General features: G+C 52.7%; 22 protein-coding genes. 1 reads left to right on the top strand and 21 read right to left on the bottom strand.

Annotated features, from left to right (window positions below; genetic code table 11):
• Positions 1–314: hypothetical protein (locus tag DXC51_RS29820; protein ID WP_207660868.1), on the top strand; the 314-nt coding region annotated here is incomplete at its 5' end.
• A gap of 135 nt (positions 315–449) precedes the next feature.
• Here DXC51_RS29820 and DXC51_RS19720 read toward each other — a convergent pair.
• The 21 genes from DXC51_RS19720 to gmd all read right to left on the bottom strand — a co-directional run bounded on the left by DXC51_RS19720 (position 450) and on the right by gmd (position 25,065).
• Positions 450–1,706, bottom strand: coding sequence for an ATP-grasp domain-containing protein (locus DXC51_RS19720; RefSeq protein WP_181970142.1), 1,257 nt, complete (start codon positions 1,704–1,706; stop codon positions 450–452).
• Between the two features lie 63 nt (positions 1,707–1,769).
• Complete coding sequence (locus tag DXC51_RS19715; RefSeq protein ID WP_117531857.1) at positions 1,770–2,798, bottom strand: glycosyltransferase family 2 protein; 1,029 nt, start codon at positions 2,796–2,798, stop codon at positions 1,770–1,772.
• A gap of 17 nt (positions 2,799–2,815) precedes the next feature.
• Positions 2,816–4,273 carry a glycosyltransferase family 39 protein gene (locus DXC51_RS19710; protein WP_117531859.1) on the bottom strand — a complete coding sequence of 486 codons (1,458 nt, stop codon included), beginning with the start codon at positions 4,271–4,273 and terminating at the stop codon, positions 2,816–2,818.
• A gap of 66 nt (positions 4,274–4,339) precedes the next feature.
• Positions 4,340–5,566 carry a UDP-4-amino-4,6-dideoxy-N-acetyl-beta-L-altrosamine transaminase gene (pseC, locus tag DXC51_RS19705; protein ID WP_243003237.1) on the bottom strand — a complete coding sequence of 409 codons (1,227 nt, stop codon included), beginning with the start codon at positions 5,564–5,566 and terminating at the stop codon, positions 4,340–4,342.
• 100 nt (positions 5,567–5,666) lie between these two features.
• A complete protein-coding gene (gene pseB, locus DXC51_RS19700) occupies positions 5,667–6,662 on the bottom strand; it encodes a UDP-N-acetylglucosamine 4,6-dehydratase (inverting) (protein ID WP_021636712.1) in 996 nt (331 codons plus the stop codon).
• 327 nt (positions 6,663–6,989) lie between these two features.
• On the bottom strand, positions 6,990–8,525 hold the full coding sequence (locus DXC51_RS19695) for an AlbA family DNA-binding domain-containing protein (protein ID WP_117545222.1): 1,536 nt from the start codon (positions 8,523–8,525) through the stop codon (positions 6,990–6,992).
• A 30-nt stretch (positions 8,526–8,555) separates the two neighbouring features.
• Positions 8,556–9,557 carry a glycosyltransferase family 2 protein gene (locus tag DXC51_RS19690; RefSeq protein ID WP_117545221.1) on the bottom strand — a complete coding sequence of 334 codons (1,002 nt, stop codon included), beginning with the start codon at positions 9,555–9,557 and terminating at the stop codon, positions 8,556–8,558.
• A complete protein-coding gene (locus DXC51_RS19685) occupies positions 9,554–10,717 on the bottom strand; it encodes a glycosyltransferase family 4 protein (RefSeq protein WP_117545220.1) in 1,164 nt (387 codons plus the stop codon). The genes DXC51_RS19690 and DXC51_RS19685 overlap by 4 nt, the downstream gene beginning before the upstream one ends.
• Positions 10,707–12,059 (bottom strand): glycosyltransferase, encoded by a 1,353-nt coding sequence (locus DXC51_RS19680; RefSeq protein WP_243003236.1) that lies wholly within the window; start codon positions 12,057–12,059, stop codon positions 10,707–10,709. Before DXC51_RS19680 ends, DXC51_RS19685 begins: the two co-directional genes overlap by 11 nt.
• Positions 12,056–12,889 carry a glycosyltransferase family 2 protein gene (locus DXC51_RS19675; RefSeq protein WP_021636706.1) on the bottom strand — a complete coding sequence of 278 codons (834 nt, stop codon included), beginning with the start codon at positions 12,887–12,889 and terminating at the stop codon, positions 12,056–12,058. Before DXC51_RS19675 ends, DXC51_RS19680 begins: the two co-directional genes overlap by 4 nt.
• Positions 12,870–14,060 carry an EpsG family protein gene (locus DXC51_RS19670; RefSeq protein ID WP_117545219.1) on the bottom strand — a complete coding sequence of 397 codons (1,191 nt, stop codon included), beginning with the start codon at positions 14,058–14,060 and terminating at the stop codon, positions 12,870–12,872. Before DXC51_RS19670 ends, DXC51_RS19675 begins: the two co-directional genes overlap by 20 nt.
• Positions 14,061–14,104: 44 nt before the next feature.
• Entirely contained in the window at positions 14,105–14,899 is a 795-nt protein-coding gene (locus DXC51_RS19665; RefSeq protein WP_021636704.1) for a glycosyltransferase family A protein, read from the bottom strand.
• Positions 14,890–16,131 carry a YveK family protein gene (locus DXC51_RS19660; protein WP_117545218.1) on the bottom strand — a complete coding sequence of 414 codons (1,242 nt, stop codon included), beginning with the start codon at positions 16,129–16,131 and terminating at the stop codon, positions 14,890–14,892. Before DXC51_RS19660 ends, DXC51_RS19665 begins: the two co-directional genes overlap by 10 nt.
• Positions 16,131–17,522, bottom strand: coding sequence for a sugar transferase (locus DXC51_RS19655; RefSeq protein WP_021636702.1), 1,392 nt, complete (start codon positions 17,520–17,522; stop codon positions 16,131–16,133). Before DXC51_RS19655 ends, DXC51_RS19660 begins: the two co-directional genes overlap by 1 nt.
• A gap of 131 nt (positions 17,523–17,653) precedes the next feature.
• Positions 17,654–18,409 (bottom strand): glycosyltransferase family 2 protein, encoded by a 756-nt coding sequence (locus DXC51_RS19650; RefSeq protein ID WP_021636701.1) that lies wholly within the window; start codon positions 18,407–18,409, stop codon positions 17,654–17,656.
• Complete coding sequence (locus tag DXC51_RS19645; RefSeq protein ID WP_021636700.1) at positions 18,409–19,338, bottom strand: glycosyltransferase family 2 protein; 930 nt, start codon at positions 19,336–19,338, stop codon at positions 18,409–18,411. Before DXC51_RS19645 ends, DXC51_RS19650 begins: the two co-directional genes overlap by 1 nt.
• 64 nt (positions 19,339–19,402) lie before the next feature.
• On the bottom strand, positions 19,403–19,789 hold the full coding sequence (locus tag DXC51_RS19640; protein WP_021636699.1) for a sporulation initiation factor Spo0A C-terminal domain-containing protein: 387 nt from the start codon (positions 19,787–19,789) through the stop codon (positions 19,403–19,405).
• A gap of 233 nt (positions 19,790–20,022) precedes the next feature.
• Positions 20,023–21,090: a mannose-1-phosphate guanylyltransferase gene (locus DXC51_RS19635; RefSeq protein WP_117545217.1), complete on the bottom strand. Its 1,068-nt coding sequence runs from the start codon at positions 21,088–21,090 to the stop codon at positions 20,023–20,025.
• A 115-nt stretch (positions 21,091–21,205) separates the two neighbouring features.
• The gene (locus DXC51_RS19630; protein WP_181970141.1) at positions 21,206–22,156 is read right to left on the bottom strand and encodes a GDP-L-fucose synthase family protein; all 951 of its coding nucleotides are present in this window, start codon (positions 22,154–22,156) and stop codon (positions 21,206–21,208) included.
• Complete coding sequence (locus DXC51_RS19625; RefSeq protein WP_117545216.1) at positions 22,153–23,994, bottom strand: DUF8201 family protein; 1,842 nt, start codon at positions 23,992–23,994, stop codon at positions 22,153–22,155. Before DXC51_RS19625 ends, DXC51_RS19630 begins: the two co-directional genes overlap by 4 nt.
• 6 nt (positions 23,995–24,000) lie before the next feature.
• A complete protein-coding gene (gene gmd / locus DXC51_RS19620) occupies positions 24,001–25,065 on the bottom strand; it encodes a GDP-mannose 4,6-dehydratase (protein WP_021636693.1) in 1,065 nt (354 codons plus the stop codon).
• Between the last annotated feature and the right edge of the window lie 190 nt (positions 25,066–25,255).

The raw sequence follows: 25,255 nt of genomic DNA, 5'->3' as shown, positions 1-25,255 counted from the left end.
GTGAGGGGGTGTCACGGATGCTACTCAGTTTTGGGCGGTTTCTAAAAGTATCCCAGGATAGCTTTGGCGTCCCTGATACGGCAGGAACTCGTCGCAGGCTCCTCAGACAGCTGCCGTATCTTAGGGAGAAAGCTTTCCTGGGATACTTTAAGAAACTGCTCCAAAACTTCATAAGCATCCGTGACACCCCCTCACAGCCGCCCCCCGCCCTCCAAAGCCCCTCACCGGATACCAGGACAGCAGGCCCCCTTCGGAACCGCCCCCGCCGGAAGGACACGAACCTGGGTGTGAAGGGAAATGAGGGAGTGGAATAGAAAAAATTTGGAAGGAGGACAAATGGGAAAAAGAGTTTGTGCGGGTCTTGCGGAGGTTTTCTTTTGTTTTTGGTTTATGCTGGCGGAACCGGGGGTGGTGCTTTTAGCCTGGGGAGGTTATGTTTTTCCGGGTGGTTACTCTGTTTCGAATTGGGTGAGGATGTGGTGGGCGGCGTTTATGAGGTTGGTTTCTGTGGTTTCGGAAGCAGAGGGGCGGGGCGGGGCGGACTGGAGGATGAAGTAGCCTCTTCCCATGAGGGAGTGGCCGGTGGTTACTTTCTGCATGTAGTCTCCGGGAGTTATGCGGCAGTTCCAGGCTTTGAGGGTGATTCCTTGCGGGAGGCGGAGTTGGGAGGCCTGGGGGATTGTTTTGATGCGGCATTGTTCCAGGTTGAAGTAGTGAATCAGGAGTTTTTCTGTTTTTGCTGGCTCGTAGGTGTAGTCCATGTTGCATTGGCTTCTGATGTATTGTTCCGCCATGTCGATGCCTGTGGCCAGGGGGGTGAAGAGGTTGTGGAGGTTGTGGCCGGAGGGCCTGGCTGACAGTTCGATGGCGAAGATACTGTTTTCGGTGATCATGAGGTCTGCGTGGAGGAGGCAGTTTTTGAGGCCCAGCAGGGCGGTGGTTTCTGTCAGGTAGGCTGCGGCTCTTTCCCAGAGGAGGCGTTGTGTTTCATCTTCCCGGGGGTTTACGCTCAGGTAGCCTATGGCCTGTCTGGCAGGGGGTGGGGTGATGAGTTTTTTGCGGAGCAATATCATGCGGAAGCGGTCCTTGTCCATGCAGGCGTCCACGCCGTATTCCACGCCCGGCGCGGCTTCCTCCAGGACGTAGTCTTCTGTGGGGGCGGCTGTGTCCTGGTTTTCGGGGAAGATGCAGGTGAGGGCTTGTTCCAGTTCCCGGGGATTATTCAGGAAAAAGATGCCCCTGCTTCCTGAGCCGTATCTTGGCTTGAGGATTGCGGGGTATTGGAGGGTACTGAAATCTCTGGCAAGATCCCCTGCTTGCGCCGGGGCTGCTTCTGCGGGTATGAGAAGGCAGCGGCAGTTCCTCAGGTTCTTTTCCTGGAGTTTTTTGTGAAAAAGGTATTTGTCTGTGCAGTATTCAGCGGCCTGTCTGCTGATGCCGGCAAGTCCCAGGGCGTCATTTACCGCGCCTGCCGTGGTCAGGTATCTGCCGATAGGGCCGGTGATCAGGAAATCCGGCTTTCTGTCTTGCAGGGCGTCCAGTACGGCCTTTTCATCCGAAATGTCTATGGTAAGTCCTTCATCTGCCGCTTTCAGTCCTTCCGCGTCCGGATTGCCGTCAAGGGCCGTCACGTAGACGCCCAGCTCCTGTGCTTTTTGGATGGTATGCAGGGATTCCTCTCCTGCGCCTATCAATGCTGCTTTCATCTGCTTCTCCTCCGCCGGTTTCCCGTATTGCATGTTTTATATGTTTCGTAATTTCTTTGTTCTTTATGGCTTTAATTTTTTTCTGAAGTTTCTGTAGGTCCAGAGCAGGCTGAAATATATCATGAAGAACAGGGAGGATTTCTGCTGCATGCGCACCAGTTTTTTCTCCTCCTCATTAAAACGTTTTTGATAATAGGGATTTTCCTGGAAATCCGGGAAAGTGCTGCGCATTTCATCGCCCAGCGCTTTTACAAAGGAAAGCTCCTTCTTTTTTACGCCGAACATATAGGTGAACAGGGTATTCACATAGAAAAGGACGGAAAAACTGCATTCCAGTTCCTTGTAGTATTCCTCAAGGTAGCCGTACCGCTTTGCCTCCGCTATCATGATTCTGCCGGCTTCCATCCTGTCCTCGCATCTTTTGCGGGTGATGGTATGGACGGTGGAGGCCTCGTGCTGGTAATAGTAGTACATGGGCTCCGGCATGTATGCAAAGTGCTTTGCCCGCAGCATCCAGGTGTTTCCCAGCGCGTTATCCTCGTAGAAAATTCCTTCCGGGAAGCGGCTTTCACAGCCGAGGATAATATCACGTCTGTATATTTTCACGACAAGGCTGCCGCTATCCAGTATCAGGGAGGCATATTTGTCATGATCCAGGCTTCCGGCCTGCTCCGGGCTGTTGTTATGGACCACCTGTCCTGTTTTCATGCTGTGCTCCTGTGTCAGGCAGTAGTCGCAGCCCACCATGTCCGCGCCTGTTTCTTCTGCGCGGGCCAGCATTTTTTCGTACATATCCGGTGTAATCCAGTCGTCGCTGTCGATAAATCCGATCCATTCCCCCGATGCCAGGGTTAAGCCTATGTTTTTGGCGCCCCCCTGTTTTCGGTTTACCTCGGAATGGACCGCCCGGAAGCGGCCGGGGTATTTTTTTTCAAACTGCAGAAGGATATCCCATGACTGATCCGTGGAGCAGTCATCCACTGCGATGATTTCCATGTCCTGCAGCGTCTGTCCCACCAGGGAATTCAGGCAGTATTCCAGTTTTCCGTCCGCCGCCGTATTATAAACAGGCACGATAACACTCAGCTTCATTCTCAGTTTTCCTCTCTTTACGGTTCCCCGGCCTCCGGCGCCGCCCCTTTGGTCACCTGATATAAATCAAACTCGTTATCCTCTATCCCATAGTGTCCCACATATTCTATCTGCAGCTGGTAGGGAATGATTTGATCCGGCACAAAGTCCCACTCCATTTCCGTATCCAAAAACCAGATCCGGTCAAAATCCCGGGACAAATCCACATCCCTGACATAGAAAAGGCGTTCCTCAGGGAAATAGTATTTATAGTTAAAATAATACGCCTGGTAATTGTATACCACCAGGTCCCGTTCGCCCAGGTTTTCCGTGAAAAACTCCTCTGTCTGGGCGGTCAGCGTGGCCTTATATTCCGCACGGTAATTATCTCTGTAGGAAATCGCCCCCACAGCCAGGAAAAATACAAGAAACAAAGCAGCGATTTCCTTACGGAACCGCCGGCAGCCAATGGCTGTAAACAGGCAGAACAGGCCCATGGCCGGGAACACGTACTGATCTCTGTAAATAGGCTGCTTCAGCAGGGAAAGCAGAATGCCGCCGCCCGCCGTCAGCGTGGGCACGGCCATACAAAGCAGGGCGAATACACCGGCTTTTCCTTCCTCTCCGCCCTTTTTCACAGAAACCAGGCAGCTGATTCCCGCCAGCAGGGAAATCACAAGAAAGACATAGGTAGTCTGCGGCACCGGAGCCAGTCCGAACGCCCATAAAAAGTAGCTCCACACCGTTTCCCCGGTGATGGGCGGTATCCAGTAACCGGCCTCCACCCTGGTTACCTGTTCGTAAAAATAAGGCATCCAGGGCAGGTAAAGCGTCGTCATAAGCAGCGAAAACAGCACCCATTTCCCAAGCTTCTTTCTTTTTTCCCTGGAAAAAAGCAGCGCCAGGAACAGCAGTCCGTTAATAATGATAACGGATGCAAATGCAAAATAATGCAGATAGGCCGCCGCCACAGCCGTTACGGTAAGCCAGATCCAACAGCTCCATCTGTCATTCACGTAGATTTCCCAGGCGGCCAGCCCGCAGGCCGTAACACAGAAAAGCGCCCAGGAATACATACGCACCTGGACCGCATAAACCATGGAGCAGGGAATGCAGCCAAGCAGGATGATAAACAGAATAGAGGTTCTGTCCCCGAAATATTTTCTCACCTTCGTCGCTCCCAGAACAAGCGTCAGGCTCATGGGAATCAGCGTCAGTACCTTCTGTACCTGCAGGCTTTCCCCGAACAGAAGCCGGAACAAACGTCCCAGGAAATAATACAGCGGCGGATGCACATCCTTTGCCGTTTCCGATACGATTTCTCCGAAGCCCTCCTTGAACAGATTCATGCTGAAAATTTCGTCCGTCCATACATTGTTATTAAAAATCAGGGACAAGTACAGCAATGTAAAAAATATTACGCTGCCCCAGATTAATATTCCTTTCTGCTTTCCATCCGGCAGATGCCAACTCTTTTTTTTCACCTCTGTCTGCATATACTCTCCTCCGGCCTGTCAGACGCATCCTGTTATCATCAGGATGCAACGGCCGGCTTTTTCTCTCTATTTTGCATAATAGGACGCTATTTTCCCAACCGCCGTAATCACATCCTCCACGTCCGCATCGCTCATTCCATAGTAAAGAGGCAGGCTGATGATTTCCTCATACAGCTTTTCCGCCTTCGGGCACAGCCCCTTTTGATATCCAAGTTTCTGATAATATGGAAAATAATAGGTGGGGATATAGTGCACATTGCAGCAGATATTTTCCGCCGCCAGCGCCTCGAAAAATCCCTTTCTGTCTATGGTCAGCGCTTCCGGCCTGATTCTCAGGATATACAGATGCCTTGTAGTATCGGATTCCGGGATTTCCTCCTGCACCGTAATCTGCGGCATCTGTGAAAAGGCTTCGTTATAGCGCTTCACGATTTCCTTCCTGCGGGCCTTGAACATCTCCAGCTTGTCCAGCTGGCTGAGCAGCAAAGCCGCCTGGATATCCGTCATACGGTAATTATAGCCAAGCTCGATCTGCTCATAATACCATGGCCCTTCCGGTGTGTTTTCCATCCAGTCCGGATTTCTGGTAATGCCGTGTCTTCCGAACAGTACCAGCTTTTTATACAGCTCGTCGCTGTTTGTCATTACGGCGCCGCCCTCTCCTGCAGTTACGGTTTTCACCGGATGGAAACTGAAGGTGGTCATATCCGCAATCGAGCCGGTTGCCTTCCCGTCATAACAGGTGCCGATGGAATGAGCGCCGTCCGTAATTAAAATCAGTCCATATTTGTCGCAGATTTTCCGCAGAGCCTTCAAATCCGTTGACTGGCCGGTATAATCCACGGCAACCACCGCTTTCGTTTTTTCCGTCACGCATTGCTCCACGCTTTTTGGATCTATATTGTAGGTTTTGTCATCAATATCGGCAAATACAGGTCTTGCGCCGCAGTACAGGGCGCAGTTTGCGGAAGCCGCAAAGGTGATAGGCGTGGTTATCACCTCATCCCCCGGGCCCACTCCCGCAGCAAGGCAGGCGATATGTAGAGCCGCTGTGCCGTTAGATACCGATACGGCATGCTTCGCCCCCGTAATGCTGCAAAGCCGTTCCTCCAGCTCTCCGATTTTGGGACCGCAGGTGAGGGCGTCGCTTTTGAGCACGTCCAAAACCGCCTGATAATCTGCCTCGTCCAGATACTGATGTCCGTAATATATTTTTGTCTCCCTGACCGGCGATCCGCCTACCGCCGCCGGAAGCCCCCATATTTTTTCTTCCATAAAATTGTCCTTTCCCATATCCTGGCCTGTTTAAGCTGCAAAAAGAAGGGCGCCTTATGCAGCTCCTGTCTCCCGGAAGCGATACCCGGAGCAGCCGCGTAAAGGCCCCCTCTGATTTTTATTTCTCCAGTTCCACGTTCTTAAGAAGCTCGCGGATATCCTCCACGGTAAGCCATTCCTTATTGTTCCCTGAGCTGTAGGAGAAGCCCTCCTCCACCTTTACGCCGCTCAGATCCGGAACCTGCCTGTCATTCCATACCACCTGAGGATATACGATGAAATGCTTGTCATATTCGTAGGTATTGAAGGAATCCTCCGGTGTCACCATGATTTCATGGAGCTTTTCACCGGGACGGATGCCGATTTCCTTCTTCGTACAGCCGGGAAGCATGGCCTCGGCCAGATCTGTCACTTTAAAGGAAGGGATCTTGCTGATGAAGGTTTCGCCGCCCTTCGCCTCCTTCAGGGCTTTGATAACAAGCTCCACGCCCTCTGTCAGGCTAATCCAGAAACGTGTCATGCGGAAATCCGTAATAGGCAGCTCCGTGCCCCCGTTTTTAATGATATTGTTAAAAAGAGGGATGATGGAGCCGCGGCTTCCCGCCACATTCCCGTAACGCACGATGGAAAAGCTGATGTCCTTATTGCCCGCATAGGCATTAGCCGCTACAAAAAGCTTATCACTCACCAGCTTGGTTCCGCCGTAAAGATTTACCGGATTGACCGCTTTATCTGTGGACAGGGCCACCACCTTTTTTACATTGGAATCCAGCGCCGCGTCAATCACGTTCTGCGCACCGTTTATATTGGTCTTAATGGCTTCGTTGGGATTATATTCACAGGCAGGAACCTGCTTCAGGGCCGCCGCATGGATGACATAATCCACACCTTCAAAAGCTCTTTTCAGCCTGTCCTTGTCTCTTACGTCACCGATAAAGTAACGCATTTTTGATTCATATTCCTTGAATTCATTCTGCATCAGGTACTGTTTGAATTCATCCCTGGAATAAATAATGATTTTCTTTGGATTGTAGTGGGTCAGCGCATACTTGGTAAAACATTTGCCAAAAGAGCCGGTCCCGCCGGTTATCAGTATCGTTTTATTATCTAACATGAACTTTCCTCCATTTGTGTATAGTTTCCCTTTTCTTCTGATGGTCTATACATCTTTACTCTCATCTGCGCACAAAAGCACTCGTGTAGCTGAAGCCGCAGACAAAACAGCCTGCCGCCCCGCATCATCACAGCTGCTCCCTTTCTGCTTTTCGGCCGGTACTGCCGAGAGTTCAGGACCCTTCAAGGAAAAGCCGGTTTCTATCGGCATTATAACATAGCCTACCGGCTAATGCAATGCACCTGAATCCGTCAGCGCGGTAAATGCGCAGACCTGGCTGAACTGAAACGCTCTGTGCCCGAACTGTTTTCCCCGAAAAACAGTCCCTCAATCCCGCAGGCGGTACCGCACCTCTCCTTTGCCCTCCTCATGGACAATCATACTTTCCTTCTCCAATAAGGCCAGGCACAAAAGCGCTTCTTTTTCGGAAATTCCCATTGCCTTTGCAATTTCCTTTCCGCCTGCCCGCACATTGTCCCTAAGATAGTCAAGTATCCTGGGAAGCTTCGTTTCTTCCAGGTGTTCCTTCCGCCCGCGCGCCTGCAGCTGCTTCCCGGCCTCTTCCTCCCCTGTCAGCGGCAGAATCAGAACCACTCTGTCCGGATTGAATTCCTCCAGCAGCCGCGGCCGGTTCCAGCCGTTGCTGTTCCAGATGCGGCGTATTTCGGTCAGCCCCTTTCCGGTTCCGTCCCCCACTCCTATCAGATGGAACATACGGCTGATACGTTCATTCCTGGCATCCGGCGCCGCGCCGTGAATCACTGCTTCCTCGGCCACTCGCATATCCCCCGGATTGGCGATCGCAAGCTGCTTCCTTTCCCGGCGGACAACCACGCCCACACGGTCGTAATAGTTGGCATGGCTTAACGCGTTGGCAAGAGCCTCACAGATCCCCTTCTGCGGGCCATCCGCTGCCTGTCCTTTTCCTTCCTGCGCCTGTCCTTCCGATAAAAATGGGCCTGCCGACATAATTCTGGCTGACACCCGCAGATAAAAATCAAACAGGCTGCCGCTCCAGTCCCCGGAATCTGAAAAAATACCATTGGAAGCCGCGTCCCCTTCTTCCGTATATTCCAGATGGAAGCGGGAGAATTTCTTTATGATTTCCGGCTCTCTTCCAAACATCAGAAGCCCTGCGGCTGTCACATGGCTGATACCGCTGCCGTCCGTCTCCATGGCTCCCAGTTTTTCCAGGAACTCCGGAACAGACAGCTGTGCCGGGGACTCCTCCGGATGGCAGACAAAATACTCCTGCCGATACCTCTCCACCGTATCCCCGTCCAGGACCTCCATTCCCATATCCCCAAAGACCTGAATATCCTGGGAACCGCCTGCCGCGTCCCGCAGCATGCTGTCCACCTCGTCCCGGGTACACCGGTAATCCCCTTCCCCGTTCCTGCGGTAGGAGCCCATATAAGGATCGTTTCCGATGTAAACCGGTTTTTCCCTGCGGTCCGCCCTGGGAACCTCGATTACCACAATCCTTCCCCTGCCGCTGTTTTCCGCCGGAAAAGGGGAAGTTTTGCTGTCCTGCGCCTGTAAGGGAAGCTCCCCGGCGCCCTGTCCGCCGATTCCCGCCTCCACAATCTGCACCTGGCTTTCCTCCAGGATATTGGCGCTTACGATCTGCCTGTCATTTACAAGACGCCAAAACTCCTCAACAAGCCATTCCGGCGAAGGAAGCTTAACCGGACGGAATGATTTATCCGGCAGCTCCTCCACTCCCAGGAGGATCACGCCGCCGATGGTATTGGCAAAAGCGGAATAGGTCTCCCACAGGCTGCGCGGAAAGCCTCCCTGCGCCCGTTTCGCTTCAATCCGGTTATTTTCCCTGTATTTATCTATTTCCTCGAAATGAAGCATCCGCCCCTCCTTTTTTATAATACCCCTCTTCTACACGCCCCGCGCCCGCATTGTCAGGCCATGGAGCCGCCGCACCGTTTTGGGCGCTGCGGACAGAAGCAGCAGATATACCTTCTGCTTTGCCGTCAGGTAGGGGGAAACCACAGTATCGGCCACATGCCTGCGGCAGTATCGTTTTACCGCCGTATAAAAGCTATCCTCCCGCACCATAAGTCCCACCGGGATATGCAGCAGATAATCCAGCCGCTGATAAAGGCCGAAGCGCACCGCTTCCTTCTGCAGCGCCGGATATTTTTCCTCCACTATCCCCTGGACATAGTCTGCATTCTTCACAATATCCACAAAAACCCTGGAAAAATCATTCCGTTCCTTCCGCCTGGTATTGCTGCCCATACGGTAATATACATGATAAAGCTGCTGAGGAAGGATACAGACGCCCTCCGTCTCCTGCAAAAGCTCCACCAGCAGGTAAAAATCCTCGTTCAGCTCCCCCTCCGGGAACCGTTTCTCCCCGAAAAGGCTTCGAGCCGTCAGCTTGGTACAGAAGGAACAGTCCCCCCTGTGCAGCAGCAGCTCCCGCAGGAAGGCTTCCCCGGACAAAAAAGTCACCTTTTCAGGCGGCGTACATACATCCGCCCTCTTTTGCCCGTTTTCATCAATCTCATCCCTGGAAGCCTGGACGATGCGGTAACCGCCCGCCTTCACCTGTTCCATCAGCCTTTCATACATATCCGGATCAATAAAATCGTCGCTGTCCACAAAGCCCAGATATTCCCCGCGCGCCTTTTGCAGCCCTAAATTCCGGGCGGAGGAGGAGCCGCCGTTTTCCTTATGGAACACCCGGATCCGCCCGTCCCGTTCCGCCAGCCGGTCACACAGCGCCCCCGTGCCGTCGGTGGATCCATCGTCCACCAGCAGGATTTCCAGGTTCCGGTAGGTCTGGGCGCACACCGAGCTCACACAGCGCTCCAGACAGTCCATGATATTATAAATCGGGATGATGACAGTGATAAGCGGATCCTCATTCCTCATACTGATCTCCTTCCCGGCCAGATGACAGGGGCGATGGAAAAAGGCCCCTCTGCGGGCGGCTCCACCCTTCCCTTCTGCCAGTTTTCATAAAAACGCATACACTGCGCCGCCGCATTTTCCGCATTCCACAGGGAACAGATGGTATCATAGGCCCTGCGTCCCATCTGCCGCCGTTCCTCCTCATGCTCCATCAGATAAACCACCGCCTCCCGGAACTGCTCATAGCTTCCTTCCCGGTAAATCATCCCGTTCACACGGTTTTCGATAAGATACGGCACCGCGCCCGGCTCCGAATTCGCCACCACAGCGCAGCCGCTGTTCATGGCTTCATTCACCACGGCGCCCCAGCCCTCCAGATGGTTGCTTGTAAAAAGATGGATATGGCTCTCCTCCATCTTCTTTCGCACCTCACCCGGCTCAAGAAAGCCGTACAGAATGACCCGGTCCGAGAGGCCTTTTTGTTCGATTTCGCCCTTCAGCTGATCCTCCAGCTCCCCGCTGCCGATAAAATGGATGCGGTAATCCAGCCCCTTTTCCCGCAGATCCTCTGCCAGCCTCACCACAAATTCCGGGTGCTTTAACGGCATCATCCGGCCCGCCCAGACAATCTGCACCGGCCCATCCTCAGCCTTTCGCTCCTCCGGCCCCTTCCCATTGTAATGTCTGGTTTCCGGAAAGTACCCGAACCGGAACCGTTTCCCCGGATATGCATGAATCAGTGAAAAATCCGAAGCCACATATGCGCCCGCGCAAAGCAGATAGACCGGCTTATTCCTGTACCGGATGTGCTCCCTGTATTTGTGCGCCAGCCCCCTGGGAGAAACCGCCTTCCACTGCCCCTCCCGGTAAATCCGTTCGCTGATGCGTATGGCCGGCTTTCCGCTGCCAAGCCTTCCGGCAATCAGCTCCTCCTGCTCCATCCAGCCGGCAAGCAGCAGATCACAGTCCTCTATCAGTCCCCTGCAGACCTCCGGTTCTTCATAAAGCAGATGCACATAGGGAATCGACCGGGCGTCCACCGCCCAGCCCATTTTTACCCGTTCCTCCTCCATAGGCTCCGTCTGTATAAACGTAAAATCCTCCCCCAGCTTCCGGTAAAGGCAGTCGCAGAAAGGAATCTGGTGATGGTTGATGTAATTGGAAATAAAGTTAATTTTCATGAACGCTCCCCCGGTTAATCATATCCCGGTATATCCCCATCAGGACGGCATAATTTTCATCCCCGTCGTGATTATGTCCGGCCTGCTTCGCCGCTTCCCGGGAAAGGCTGTCCGCCAGCCCGTCATTTTCAAATATCCGGATCACGCATCGGGCCAGCTCATGCACATTGCCTTTCTCAAACAGCAGCGCGCTTCTTTTATCCTCCGCCATATCCGGGATGCCCCCCGTCCGGGAGGCGGCGCAGGGAACCCCCAGCAGCATGGCCTCCCCCAGGGAATTGGGGGAATTTTCCAGCGCGGAGGGACAGACGAATACATGGCTGTTCAAATAAGCCTCCTTCATCTGCACATCCGAAAGCTGGCCTAACACGGTAATTTTATCCTCCAGCCCGTTTTCTTCCATCAGCTTCCGCAGATATTTGCCGTAGCCGGAGATTTTCAGCTTTTCCTTCAGGCTGCCATAGGCCGTAATACCGATTCCCGCCACGCTGATATGCGCTTCGGGAAATTTCTGCAGGATTTCCGGCATGGCCTGCAGCAGATAATGGAATCCCTTCAGCGGATAATCCCCCTGGCTGGCAAAGATTTCATAGCTCCTGCAGCTGTCCCGCCGCCAGCTTCCCTGGTAAAAACAGGACCGCATGGTTTCGTTCATTTTATGGTAAACAAGCCCCTGATTACATGCAAGGGATCCCTCCCTGTCAAAAACAGTCCGCCCGGTCACATGGCCGCTGCCCTGGAGCACCTGCCGCTCCCGTTCCCCCCGGATACGGAACTTTTCCTGCTGCATACACAGGCTGTCCTTTCTCAGCAGATCCCGGAAGGTCGCCTTTTTCTGTACGGTTTCCGGCAGATCCGCCATATAGCTTTCTGCGCACGCGCCTATCAGCCCCTGGATCCCCACCAGCGTCCGTTCCGGCCGCTGAAAACTTCTCACCATGGCCAGCGCATGGGGAAACTCCGTACCGAAAATATGCACCAGATCCGGTTTGAAATCTGCAAGAATTCCTGCAAACCGCTTTTCCATCGACAAATCATATAGCTCAGGCCTCTTCAGATTTTCCCGGAAGCCATACACGTATACTTCTTTTCCTCCCGCTTCCGGCGCATCCGTCAGCTCCTTAAGCTTTATCCTGCCGCTAAACTGCGAAAGCTCCTCTTCTTCAGAAGGAAAGCAGATGCCCAGCTCCAAATCCTGCTCCTCATCCGCCAGATAACGGTTCAGCGCCCCGGTCAGCCACCCTTCCCTGACGCTGTAGCTGCGCCCCAGCGCGGCAGCCGCCGAAGGAGGACAGATATTGCACAGCCATAACACCCGCAACCGCTTACTTTCTTCCCTCATCCTTTTTTCCTCCTGTAGACCGCAGATTTAACCGCATTATAGCCCTTTGACAACGAAGGGCTTTCCGCGATTTTCGTGCGCAGCGGCGCCAAAGTTGCCAGCATGAGGAAGGAATAGAAGCTTCTTTTCCAAAAGCCCTGATAAAAACGTGTGATCACCCTGTGCTCCAGCGCGGAACGCTTCCGGTTTTCCCTGGTTTCCGAAAAACCGCCTCCCTCGTAGAAGGCCACTGTCACCGGCATATACACAGCCTCCGCCTTCCTGTCATAAATACAGTACAGGAAATGCTCATAATCCGCCCGCACCCGGAAATCCGTATCATATCCCCGCTCCGCAAACAGGCCGGCGTCATAGAAGCAGACCTGATGGCAGGGCACATTCCGGTAACAGGCGAAATCATTCATCCGCGGCGCGGAATGCACCGGACAGTCCTGCAGTTCATTATACTGATCCCCGTAAAAAATATACGGCCTCGTGCGGCACAGGCTTTCTTTCTCCGTTTTTTCGATAAATTCGGCTGTTTCCGACAGCACGCTTCTGCTGTAAAGCCGGTCGCCGCAATTTAAAAAAAGCAGGAAACGCCCCCGGGCATGGGCAAGCGCCTGGTTCATCCCGTCATAAATGCCCTTATCCGGCTCCCGGAAAAAACGGATCCTGCTGTCCGCCGGCAGTTCTTCCAGCTTCTCAACGGAGCCGTCCGTAGAGCCTCCATCCTTAATGATAATTTCAAAATTCCCATAGTCCTGATCCAGCACGCTCTTCAGCGTGGGCACAAGCTTTTCTCCCGGATTCAGCGACACGACCACAATACTAAAAAATAAATGAGCCATTCAACCATTCCTTCTCCGTAAAAATCCAGCTGTGATAGGGCAGCACGCGCACTCCCTCCTGATGGGCCGTAAGGAGGAAATAGGCAAAATACAGCAGGCAAAAAGCCGCTGTCAGGAGGAACATCACTTTTTTCTTCTTTCCGGCACCTTTTTTCAGGAGCCGCAAAGCGGACGCGCCCCCAGGCTCCGGCGCCTCATCTGGCATTCCCATTAAAATCCCCGGCACCAGGAGCACATGCGCCGTAATCAGATAGTAGCCAAACCTGGACACAAGAGGCAGAAAGGAAGCGCAGGTATAAAGCGCCAGCCCCAGCAGGTTCAGCTTAAAATAAAAAAGATTGGCCCGGTTCTCCTTTATCGTCTCCCGATAGGCAAAAAGTCCCAGCACCAGCACCGCGGCGCAGCGGATGATGCCCATCAGGCTTCCCTCCAGCCCGGTTTCCTTCTGCAGATATACCGTGTTCTGGTAGGAGGGATACAGCCACAGCACCACCTTCATCCAGAACCCCTGAAACAGCGGGAGGCTGACCGCGAATGCCGCTCCCAGAGCCACCTGCCATTTTTTCCAGGGAAGCGCGGCGATCAGATAAAGGGGAATGACTACCAGCACCGATTTATGGAACAGCGCCGCCAGTAGTATAAGCAGCACGAATTTACCGTATTCCCGTTTCAGCACATAGCGGAGGCTGTACAGTGTCACCGCCAGCACAAAATAATAACGCACCGTATTGAAGGTACGGAAATACAGGCCAAGCAGCATAAACAGAGCAAAGGATAACGTAAAGTCCACGCTCTGATCATACATGGCCTTCAGGAAAATGACCGCCGTAACCACCGCAAACAGGCCAAAAACAAGCAGGTAATTCTCCCCGCCGGAAAGCAGGAACAGGAAACGTACCAGCCAGTTGAAGCCCGGCTCCGTCACCACATAGCCTCCCACATAGATCTCATGGAAGGTGTTCACATAATTTCCGTAATCATTTCCCACATCAATACGCAGCGCCGCCGTACCTGCCAGCACCAGAAACAGAGTAAAAAGCGCGGCGCAGCTGCACGCCTGCCGCCTCGTCATCCCCATTCCGCCCACTGCTTTGGCACAACAGGAAGCTCTATTATCTACCAAACATGCCAGCGCGATGGTCACCGCGCCCAGAAGTCCATAAAATATCATCCGCCTTCACCTTCCGTCTCCTGCGGGTAACTGTGCGGTCCCAATTACTCCTGCCGGCCGTTTTCCCTGCGTATTCCCCTGCACATCAGCGAAAATGCCCTGGAAAAGGGCATCTCCTTACACATGACGCCCTTGTGCTTATACAGAAAACGCAGCGCCATAAGCAAAGCGGCCCTGCCATACAGGAAATGATACAGAACCCCTCTGTCATAGAAAAATTTTTCATTATAGCCATGAAACCAGGTAGACGGCCTCCCGTTTTCCTTTCCGATGGTCACCGGCGCCTTATACACCTTCAGCCCCTTCCGGATGCATTCCGCTAAAAACAGGCTGTCCTCGCCGTTGCTGTACCTGGCCCCGCCCCCGAAAAGCAGGGAAAATGTCACATTGGCTTCATGAAGCTTTTCCGTCCTCGCCGCAAAGCTGTAGGTCGGATACCTGCCGCAGTTGTACCAGCGTACCCTTCCGTACGTATCAATGTGGTAGGTAGCCCGATCCCGGGGCACCTCCATATCAAAAAGGATCATGTCCGCCTTCGGATTTTTTTCAAATTCCAGCGCAATCGCCCGCGCCGCTCCCGGCCGGTAAACGATATCCTCATCTGCGAACACACACAAATCCCCGTCCGCACGCATCAGACAGTTATTCCTGGAAAGCCCCACGCCGCGCTCCGCAAAGCTGTAGCATTTCATGGTATGTCCCTGATACGTATACTCCCTGTATGCATTTTCATCACACTGATTTACAATAATCGCATCCGCCTGAAGGTTCATACGCTCCGCAAGCGTTTCCACATCCTCCTTCACGGCGGAAACAAGAAACTGCATTTTCATGTCCATTGTTTTCTCTTTCCGGACGCTTTACGTTTTTTCTTCCCGTAATAGGCCCTGAGGAATTTATCATCCGCATCCGTGAGCACAGCGCCCGCGGCTGTGATTCCCAGCTTTTCCAGCTGCGCCGCCAGATGAAAAAGCGCCCTGCCGTTTCCGAACCCACAGGGAACCGCAAGCACCACGCTGTCCGCACTGTGCAGCATGCGCACTTCCTTTTCCCCGAAGGGCCAGGCAGTAACAAGGGTCTCCGCATTTTCCCCCGCCGCGGCTGACAGCAGTTCACCGGCCTCCCGGCAGGACGGCATGACGGCAGAGGCCCCGGCAGCCGCTCCCTGTCCGGTTTCGTAACCCGTTTTTTCCATCTGATCTGTTATCTCCGTCTGACCCGTTTTTCCTGTCCGCCCTGATTTCTCCGTCTGACCTGTCTTTTCCGTCTGCCCTGATTTCTCCATCCGCCCCGTCTGTTTCAGGCAGCTCCCGTCCACCAGGCAGATCCGCTTGCTTCCTTTTAACAGGAATGCCGCGTTCCCTTTCAGTTCCTCCAGATAATCCGCATCCTTCCCCCGGGTCAGGATCCCCAGCACCGGAATACGGAAACGCTTCGCAAAGTCCTCCTCCAGATAAATGGAATCATCCAGAATATAAAAAAATACGAGAACCAGAAAAGAGAACACCGCACCAAGAATACCGCCGAAAATAAATGCATTCACAGTTTTCGTTGCACGGGGCACCTGCGTTGCAGGCTCCACCGTCCAGCACTGCATCTCGCTAAGCCCCTCGATGGATTTGGCAAACTTATCCAGGCCATACACATAGGCCTTAGCAATTTCCTGAGAAAGCCCGGCATCCTGCGTGGTGATGTACAAGGGCATAATTTTCACATCATTCATCTGCCCCACGGAAACGGACGCCTTTACCTGGGCCTTGCTGATTCCCTCCGGCAGCGCCTCCATGACAAAATCCACCACCTGGTCGGTCTTCATGATTTCCCCCCAGGTATAGGCATTGTAATAGTCTTCGATTTCCCCGTATTTCTCCTTGTCAAAATAGATCCGGTACTGGGAAAAGACCTGATACTCCGGCTTTCCGCCAAGCACCAGCGCCGCAAAGAGATAGATTCCCGCCGCCACGGCGGCTCCCGCCAGCGCTGCCGCCAGGATAATCCATCCTTTTTTGAAAAGACAGAGGGCAAAACGCTTTCCGTCCATGCCCTCCTGCCAGAATTTTTCTTCTCTCATTATTTATTGTCCTCATCGGATTCCGACTTTATCGCCGTGATCTGTGTGGATTCCACACCCTCGGTGCTTTCCGCCTTGAAAAGGATCTTCAGCGTAAGCAGCATCAGCCTGATATCCAGCCATACAGTATAATTTTCGATATAGGTCAGATCCAGCTTCAGCTTGTCATAGGGAGTCGTATTGTATTTTCCATAAACCTGCGCGTAACCGGCCAGGCCTGCCTTCACCTTCATGCGGAACGCAAATTCCGGCATCTCCTCCATATACTGGGCGATGATTTCCGGCCGTTCCGGACGGGGACCGATAAAGGACATTTCCCCTTTCAGGATATTGATAAGCTGCGGGAGCTCGTCAATCCGGACCGCACGGATGAATTTCCCCACCGGTGTGATGCGGGAATCATTTTTGGCGGCAAGCCTTGCCACGCCGTCCTTCTCCGCATCCACTCTCATGCTGCGGAATTTCAGGATTTTGAATTCCTTTGCATCCCTGGTGCAACGTATCTGCTTATACAGGACCGGACCGCCGTCATAAAGCTTGATTACAATGGCCGTAATCAGCATGAAGGGCGAAGCGAGCACCAGCAAAATCAACGCGCACACAACATCGATGCAGCGCTTGAAAATCTGCTGCTCCACGGTGAGCGCAAATTCCCGGGTCAGAAAAATCGGCGTATCAAAAAGATGCAGCTGTTCGGAGCCCTTGATGATAACATCCGGAATTTTAGGCATCATATAAATACGGACGGAGCGGCTGTAGCAGTACTTGATCAGCTTATTCCTCACCGCCGTGGGGATGTCCCACAGAACCACGCCGCCGTAGCCCTTTTCCACCTCGTCAAGAATCGCGTCGGCTCCGGCTGAAATGTTCATACATTTTACAATGTTATACTTGTCCTTCCTGCTGGCGAATTTACGCTGGATATCCTCAGTGGGACGATCGCCATAAATCAGCAGCAGCTGCCTTGGCGGGAAAAGCTTCCTGTAGATGCGGTAGGACAGCCAGGTATAAAATGCGCCGAACACAATCTGCCCAATGAGCGTCAGCAGCAGCGGAACCGGAGGAATCAACCAGCCGTGGATCATCGCCATCTGCAGATAAGAAAAAACATTGGTACATAGAAGTGCAAATACCTGGGAACCAAAAACCTCCATGGGCTTCTGATATCCAATCCTCAGCCCGCCGTAGGTCTTCATAAACAGGAACAGAACCACCAGGTAAAAAGCAAAAATCAGAAGATGTCCCTTAAAATAAAGCTTCGTATCATGCCTGATAATCACCGGATAATAATAACCGAAATAGGCTATGACATATCCTCCCAGCATAGCCAGCAAACCAATATATGACAGCAGTAAAATCAGCAGTCTTTTTCTGGATTCCTTCTGATTCATCGTTTCTCCTTCAGCAGCTCCCTGGGGCTGTTGTGCTTCTTCACAGCCGCAGTTCCTTTTCTTTTGTATAGTATGCCCTTATTTCATACGCTTTGTGCAGCGTGGCAGCAATCGCTAATAGTTTACCATACCTAAACTCTCCTTGCAACCGCGCGCCACGCCCAGAAGCAGAAGTGCCATGCGCTCACAGGCAGGGAAAGCTTCTCCTGTTTCCGGTACAGATGCCAGATCCGCCGGATGGCTTCCAACTTGTTGGAGGAGAGGGAGCTTGCGGGCCTTCTGTAAACCGCCAGGTTTTCATCCAGGCCATAGGCAGTATAACCGTTTCGCAGAATCCTCCACCAGGTGGCGGTATCCTCGCTCTTTACCCGGGGCATGCTCACCAGATCCTTACTGATTTTTTCCAGATCAAAGAGGACTGTGGTTGTAAAAATCACAGTTCTGGACAGCGCTTTTTTATAGGTGAGGGTTTCCGGCACATGGACTACCTTTCCGTTTCCCACGCCCTCACTGTCTCCGAATTCATATCCTGTAAATGCAAAAGCAGCCTGCTTTTCCTTTAAAAAAGCAAGCTCTTTTTCCAGTTTTGTTTTTGTCCATAAATCGTCTGCATCCAAATAGGCCAGATATCTGCCCTCAGCCAGCGCAACACCCCTGTTTCTCGCCGCTGCCGCTCCCTGGTTGCCCTCCTGCCTGACCGGACGGATTCTTGCATCCTCCCCGGCAAGCCTTTGGAGAACCTGAAAGCTGTCATCCGTGGAACAATCATCCACCGCAATCAGCTCCCAGCTTGTGCAGGTCTGACGGCGTACCGTTTCCACTGTTTTTTCCAGGTACGCTGAAGCGTTGTAAACAGGCATGACAATACTTATTAAATCATTCTTCATTACAGCTCTTCCTTCACCAGATAAATAGGCCGCTTCTTCACTTCCATATAGGTCTTGGACAGGTACTGCCCCACAATCCCCAGACAGAAAAGCTGCACGCCGCTGACCATGCAGATAATACATACCATGGAAGGCCAGCCGCCCACCGGATCTCCTATCGCCAGCGTCTTAATCACAATAACAAGAATCAGCAGAAATGCCACAAAACAGAACAGAACCCCCATAAAGGAGGCCAATGCCAGCGGAACCGTGGAAAAAGCAGTGATGCCGTCAAGCGCATAAATGAACAGCTTCCAGAAATTCCACTTTGTTTCTCCATGGGCGCGCTCCACATTTTCGAACTCCAGCCATTTGGTGGAATACCCCACCCAGCCGAAAATCCCCTTGGTAAACCGGTTATACTCTGTCATCTGAAGAATGGAGTCAACCACCTGCCTGGTCATCAGCCGGTAATCCCTGGCTCCATCCACAATTTCCGTTTTGGAAATCCGGTTCACAAGGCGGTAAAACATCCGTGCAAAAAAGGAACGGATTGGCGGTTCTCCCTTTCTCGTCACCCTTCTGGTTGCCACGGAATCATAACCTTCTTTTATATATGAAAACATTTCCGGAAGCAGGGACGGCGGATCCTGCAGATCCGCATCCATCATAACCACATAATCGCCCTTCGCTTTCTGCAGCCCCGCATAAATAGCGGATTCCTTCCCGAAATTCCTGGAAAAGGAAATCAGATGCACCCTTTCATCCCTCTTCCTTAAGTCCTTAACTTCCTCCACAGTCCTGTCTTTGGAACCGTCATCCACATACAGGATTTCCAGTTCCAGCCCTTCTTTTTCAAAAAAGGGGGTATTTTTCATCAATTCCTCATAGAAACAATCTACGTTTTCCTCTTCATTGTAGCATGGGACAATGACGCTCAGTAAACTCATGGGTATTCCTCCTGACGTAACCGGCCGCTTGTCCTTCTGCACAGCAGTAAGGCAGGCAGCCTTATTAAGCTTCCGGCTCCAGCGGCCCGTCCATACGGATACGGTCCGCTATTCGGGCTATGTATTCGCTGTTTGTCGGCCTTACCGCCCCGGAAGCGGCGCTGTAGCCGAATAAATCTTCGAATACGGCCGGGTTTCCTCTCTCCCAGGAAACCTCTATGGCATTACGGATCGCCCTTTCCACCCGCTGGATATTGGTATGGTTGTTTTTTGCAATACCAGGGTAGAGAAGCTTGGTTACGCTTCCTACCAGTTCCATATCCAAAGCAGTGAGAACAATGGCCTCCCGCAGATAATAATATCCCCTCAGATGAGCCGGCACTCCCAGCTCCAGCATGAATTCCGATACGTAGCGTTCTATCTGTGCCTGCGTTAAATTTTCCGTAACCATTCTTCTCCTCCTGATGTCCGTGCGTGACGGTAACTGTTCAGTACCTTCACAGTTACAGCCAAAATCCGGCCTGTATCACCTTTGGCGATGGATTTCGGCACTCCTGAAGCACTTTCTTACAGTCAGCGCAACAGGTGCGCAGACCTGCTTAAAGGTAGTTTTTTCCAGGTCCATCTACAATGATATCACGGTATCACCGGAAATAGAATGATTAGCGATCGAGAAATTTCGCGCTACAGATACGAATTTTCTCCTTTTTCCGACAGGGCCTCCACGATCTCTTTCACTCTCTGCGCCTCGGCCTGCGGGCATACCAGAACGGCTTCCCCGGCCTGCACAATGATCAGATCCTCAACGCCTACGGCAGCGATCAGCTTGTCTACAGAATACGCGGTACAGTTCCTGCTGTCAAGAAGCAAAGTTTTTCCCACGGTCAGATTTCCGTTTTCATCCCTGCTTTTCAGCGCGTCAAAAGCGTCCCAGCCGCCCACGTCGCTCCAGCCGAAATCGCCTGTCAGCATGAGCACATGATCCGCCCTTTCCATAATGCCGTAATCCACGGAAATCTTAGGGATTGCAGGATAAACCTCCCACAGAAGCGCTTCCTCTCCGGGAGTGCCAAAACCCTCCGCCAGCTTCATCAGGCATTCATAAATATCCGGGAGCAGTTTCTTATAATAAGAAAGGATGGTGGAAGCCTTCCAGATAAACATGCCGCTGTTCCAGGCATAGCTGCCTGCCTCCAGGTATTCCCTTGCCGTTTCCTCATCCGGCTTTTCCACAAACTCCTCTACCTTGCGGTACGCTTTCCCTTCCACCGCAGTGCTCCGGATATAGCCATAGCCGGTAGCGGCAAAGGTGGGGCTGATGCCGATGGTCACAAGGGCGTCCGTTTCCTCAGCGGCCTTTACCGCTTCCTGCAGCGTTTCCTGGAACCCTTTTTCATCCCTGATATAAGGATCGGAGGGCACCACGCACATGATGCCGTCGCCGTACTTTTTCAAAATGGTTATGGCCGCATAGCCGATACAGGCCGCCGTATTCCTCGCCGCCGGCTCCGCCAGGATATGATCCGCCTTCACCCGTCCTGCGGTCTGCGAAAGCATCACCTCCGTCTGCGAGGCATTGGTCACAATAAAAATATCATCCTTATCCGCAACGCCCAGAAGCCGGTCCACAGCCTCGTTCACCAGCGTTTCCCTGCCGGACAGGTTCAGAAACTGCTTGGGCAGCTTTTTCGTGGAAAGCGGCCACAATCTGGTGCCTCCGCCCCCGGCCATTACTACTCCGTATGTTTTCATGTCCATTCTCCATTCTCAACCGGTAACGGCTCAGATAACCGGACCGTTACTTTAACTGTTCGTTTACGGCTGCCGCCATTTTTTCAAAATTCCCGCAGCTCCATGATGCAGCCAATTACAGCCTTGCCGCCTCCACATTTTCCCTGAACCAGTCATAAGCCAGCTTTACGCCTTCCTCCAGCTCAACCTTATGTGTCCAGCCCAGCCCGTGCAGCTTGGCCACATCGGTAAGCTTCCGGGGCGTGCCGTCAGGCATGGCGCTGTTCCATACGATTTCACCGGTAAAGCCCACCGTCCTGCGCACGGTCTCCGCCAGCTCCTTAATTGTAATCTCTTTGCCGGTGCCGATATTTACATGCTGCTCACCGCTGTAATTTTCCAGAAGGAACACACAGGCATCCGCCATATCATCCACGTAAAGGAACTCGCGCAGGGGAGTCCCGGTGCCCCACAGCTCCACCGTGGACGCGCCGTTCACCTTGGCCTCATGGAACTTCCGGATCATGGCGGGCAGCACATGGCTTCCCTTCAGATCATAGTTATCATGGGGGCCATACAGATTCGTGGGCATACAGCTGATAAAATCATCGCCGTACTGCCTTTTATAAAATTTGCACATTTCCAGCCCCGCAATTTTGGCAATCGCATAGGCTTCATTCGTTTCCTCCAAAGGCCCGGTGAGAAGCGCATCCTCCGGAATGGGCTGGGGCGCCATTTTCGGATAAATACAGGTGCTTCCCAGAAAAAGCAGCTTTTTTACATGAAAATCATGGCAGCATTTAATGACATTGCACTGAATCTGCATATTTTCATAGGCAAACTCCGCAGGCGTGGTATTATTGGCATTGATTCCGCCCACCTTCGCAGCGGCCAGGACCACCACATCCGGCCTTTCCTTTTCAAAAAAATCCCTTACCTGCGCCTGGCTTGTCAGATCCAGCTCCCTGTGTGTCCTGCCGATCACATTTTCATAGCCCTTTGCCTGCAGGTTCCTCACGATAGCGCTGCCCACAAGTCCCCTGTGACCCGCCACATATATTTTATCTGATTTTTCGATTGTACTCATTGTGCATCTTCCTCTTTTCTATTCTCGCGGAAGCCATACCTGATATCTCCCGCATGCTCTCCTTCTCCCCGCAGCTCAATATTCTGGATCCTGGGAGAGGAAGGGAATTTATCATATCCAATCTGCCCGCCGTCCGCAGGCACATAAACCGTCACACCGTCCACATCATAGGTGACAGCGTCAAAGCTTCCATAGCCCTGCTGCCTCACATAATAAGACTCCCCCGCAGACGCCGCCATGCCGCCGGCCAGGCCCACAGCCTTAAAGGCGAGGAACAGGACAAACCCGGCCCCGAATACATAGTACCCGTACCGCCTGCCTTTTTCGCTTTTCCCCAACGCCTGTACATAACAATAACCCAGCACAGCCGCAGGCAGCGCCAGCACATAGACATAACCATAACGCACCAATGGCGCGGAAAACTGCCAGAAAAAATAACCTGTTATCAGAACCGCCGCATACAAAATCCAGTCCCAGGGAAGAATTCCGCCCGCCTCCGGCCTGTTTTCCTGTGTATCCTTTTTCTGTATCTCCTTTTTCCGTGCCCTGTTTTTCCGTTCTTCCAATCCTGCTTTCCGTACTCTCAGGCCCGCTCCCACAATGGTTACAGCCCCCAGCCCGGTGCATGCGGCGCTTGCCGCCACCCAAAGCTTTTCCAGCCCCTTCAGGGAGGCAAACCACTTGCCCGCCCAGCCGGAAAACGGTGTGTCATACAGATTTACATCATAAAGCAGTCTGGCAAACACCTGGATCTCCTTGGAATCGCAATCCGCATAGCCCTTTTCGATTTTCCAGTCCACAGGGAACAGATCCAGAAAGGTAAACGGATAAAACAGCCAGCCGGAAATCAGCACGCCCCGTATCAGCCAGGGAAGCGCAATCCCAAAGCCAAGCCCCAGATACAGCCCGATTTCCTTCCACCTTTTTTCCCGCAGCAGCTGCACCGCAGGCTTGAGCACCAGCAGCAGAATCACCGCCGCCGACAGCTTCACCGTAACCGTAAATACAAGAAGCAGGGAAAGCAGGGCATAGGGCGTCGCCTCCTTTTCCCCGCTCTCCAGCAGATCCAGCCAGTCAATCAGGATAAAAAGCAGCAGCAGCATGGCAAAATAATCCGACGCCGGCGACACCATCTCACCAAACAGCACAGTCAGATAATAGATGCCTCCCACCCTTACAAAGTCGGAGACCCTCACCCTTCTGCGCGCCGCCAACGTCCGGATCCCGCTGCACTGGATACCCACCAGCAGCGCCAGAAAGCCCTGCACCGCATGGATTCCCTCCGGGAACAGGCTTCCTCCCAGCCACCGCATACTGTAAACCGCGCACAACGGAAACGCCGCGCTGTTATAGGCAAACCGGCTGTGCAGGTTACCCAGCCCCGGAACCACGCCATACTCCTCGATCCACCGTATGGCCTGGGCATGATACAGCCCGGTATCCACATGCATATACCCTCTGGAGGTCCCATAGGCCATCAGCAGGACCAGTCCCGCCAAAAACACCGCATACCCCCTGCTGCATTGACCGGCCCTTTCCCGCCAATAAACAGCCAGAGGTCGGCGATAGACCACCGCAATGACCGCACACGCCGCCACCAACAGCACATTTGCCCAAAGCCCCACTCCCGCAAAAAGGCTGAACACCTGGGAATATACCGTTACCGCCGCAAACCCCGCCATCAGGACCACCGTCATCTTCCGGCGGACAGTACCCGTCCCGCCTCCGGGCGCCCTGCCGGCCGCCGCGCCGCCCCTTTCAAAAGGCAGCAATACCGCAAAGCCAATCAGAAATGCCGTAACGAAAATATATCCCCAGTTGAACAGCACAGTTAACATAAAATCCTACTTTCTGTTTTTAAATTCCTCACAGCCCACGCCGACAACAGCCTGCATATCCGCATCCATCATCATAGCCACAAGGCCTTTAAAATCCACTTTTCTCTTCCAGTTCAGTTCTTTCTCCGCCTTGGAACAATCGCCCCAGAGGAACTCCACCTCCGCCGGACGGTAAAATTCAGGATTTACGTCCACAAGCAGCCTGCCGGTCCGGGAATCATAACCCTTTTCATTCACCCCGGTCCCTTCCCAGCGGACAGTAATGCCCACCTCCTGGAAAGCCGCCTCCACAAATTCCCTTACCGTATGGGTTTCATTCGTGGACAGCACATAATCTCCCGGCTTATCCTGCTGCAGCATCAGCCACATACCTTCCACATAATCCCCTGCAAAGCCCCAGTCCCTCTTGGCATTCATATTCCCCAGGGAAAGCTTCTCCTGCTTTCCTGCCAGAATATTGGCAATCGCCAGCGTGATTTTCCTGGTAACGAAATTCTCGCCCCTTCTGGGAGATTCATGATTAAACAGAATCCCGTTACAGGTGAACATATTATAAGACTCCCTGTAATTCACCGTAATCCAGTAAGAATACAGCTTCGCCACACCATAAGGGCTCTTGGGATAAAAAGGCGTTTTCTCACTCTGGGGAGCCGTCTCCGGCAGCCCGCCGAACAGCTCGGAGGTAGATGCCTGATAAAAACGGCACGGACCCCCATTGATCCGAATGGCCTCCAAAAGCTTCAGCGTACTCATTCCCGTAGCATCCGCCGTATATTCCGGGACCTCAAAGGAAATACCAACATGAGACTGCGCCGCCAGGTTATACACCTCGGTAGGCTTGATTTCCGCCATCAGCCGCATCAGTCCGCTGGAATCCGTCGTGTCCGCATAATGAAGAAAGAATTTAACATTATTATAGGGGGAATGAATCAGATGGTCAATCCTGCTGGTAACAGAAATACTGTGACGCCTCACCAGGCCATGCACCTCATACCCCTTCTCCAATAAAAACTCCGCAAGATAAGAACCATCCTGCCCGTTAATCCCTGTAATCAATGCAACGTTATTCATACTTTTACCTCTCTGTTTTTAATCTATTAGGCTTATTTTGCTGTGACTGCAAAAGAATATACCACTTAATTTTCCTCATTACAATTTACTATCTTGCCCACAAATAGTAATATATTGCTATCTGGTGGGGATTGCTTTATAATGTAGGAGGGTTGTTGAGGGAGGGTTGTGAGCCCTGTGGCGGCGGGGG

The sequence above is a fragment of the Eisenbergiella massiliensis genome, assembly GCF_003435485.1.
This window is presented reverse-complemented; position numbering and strand designations above follow the sequence as displayed.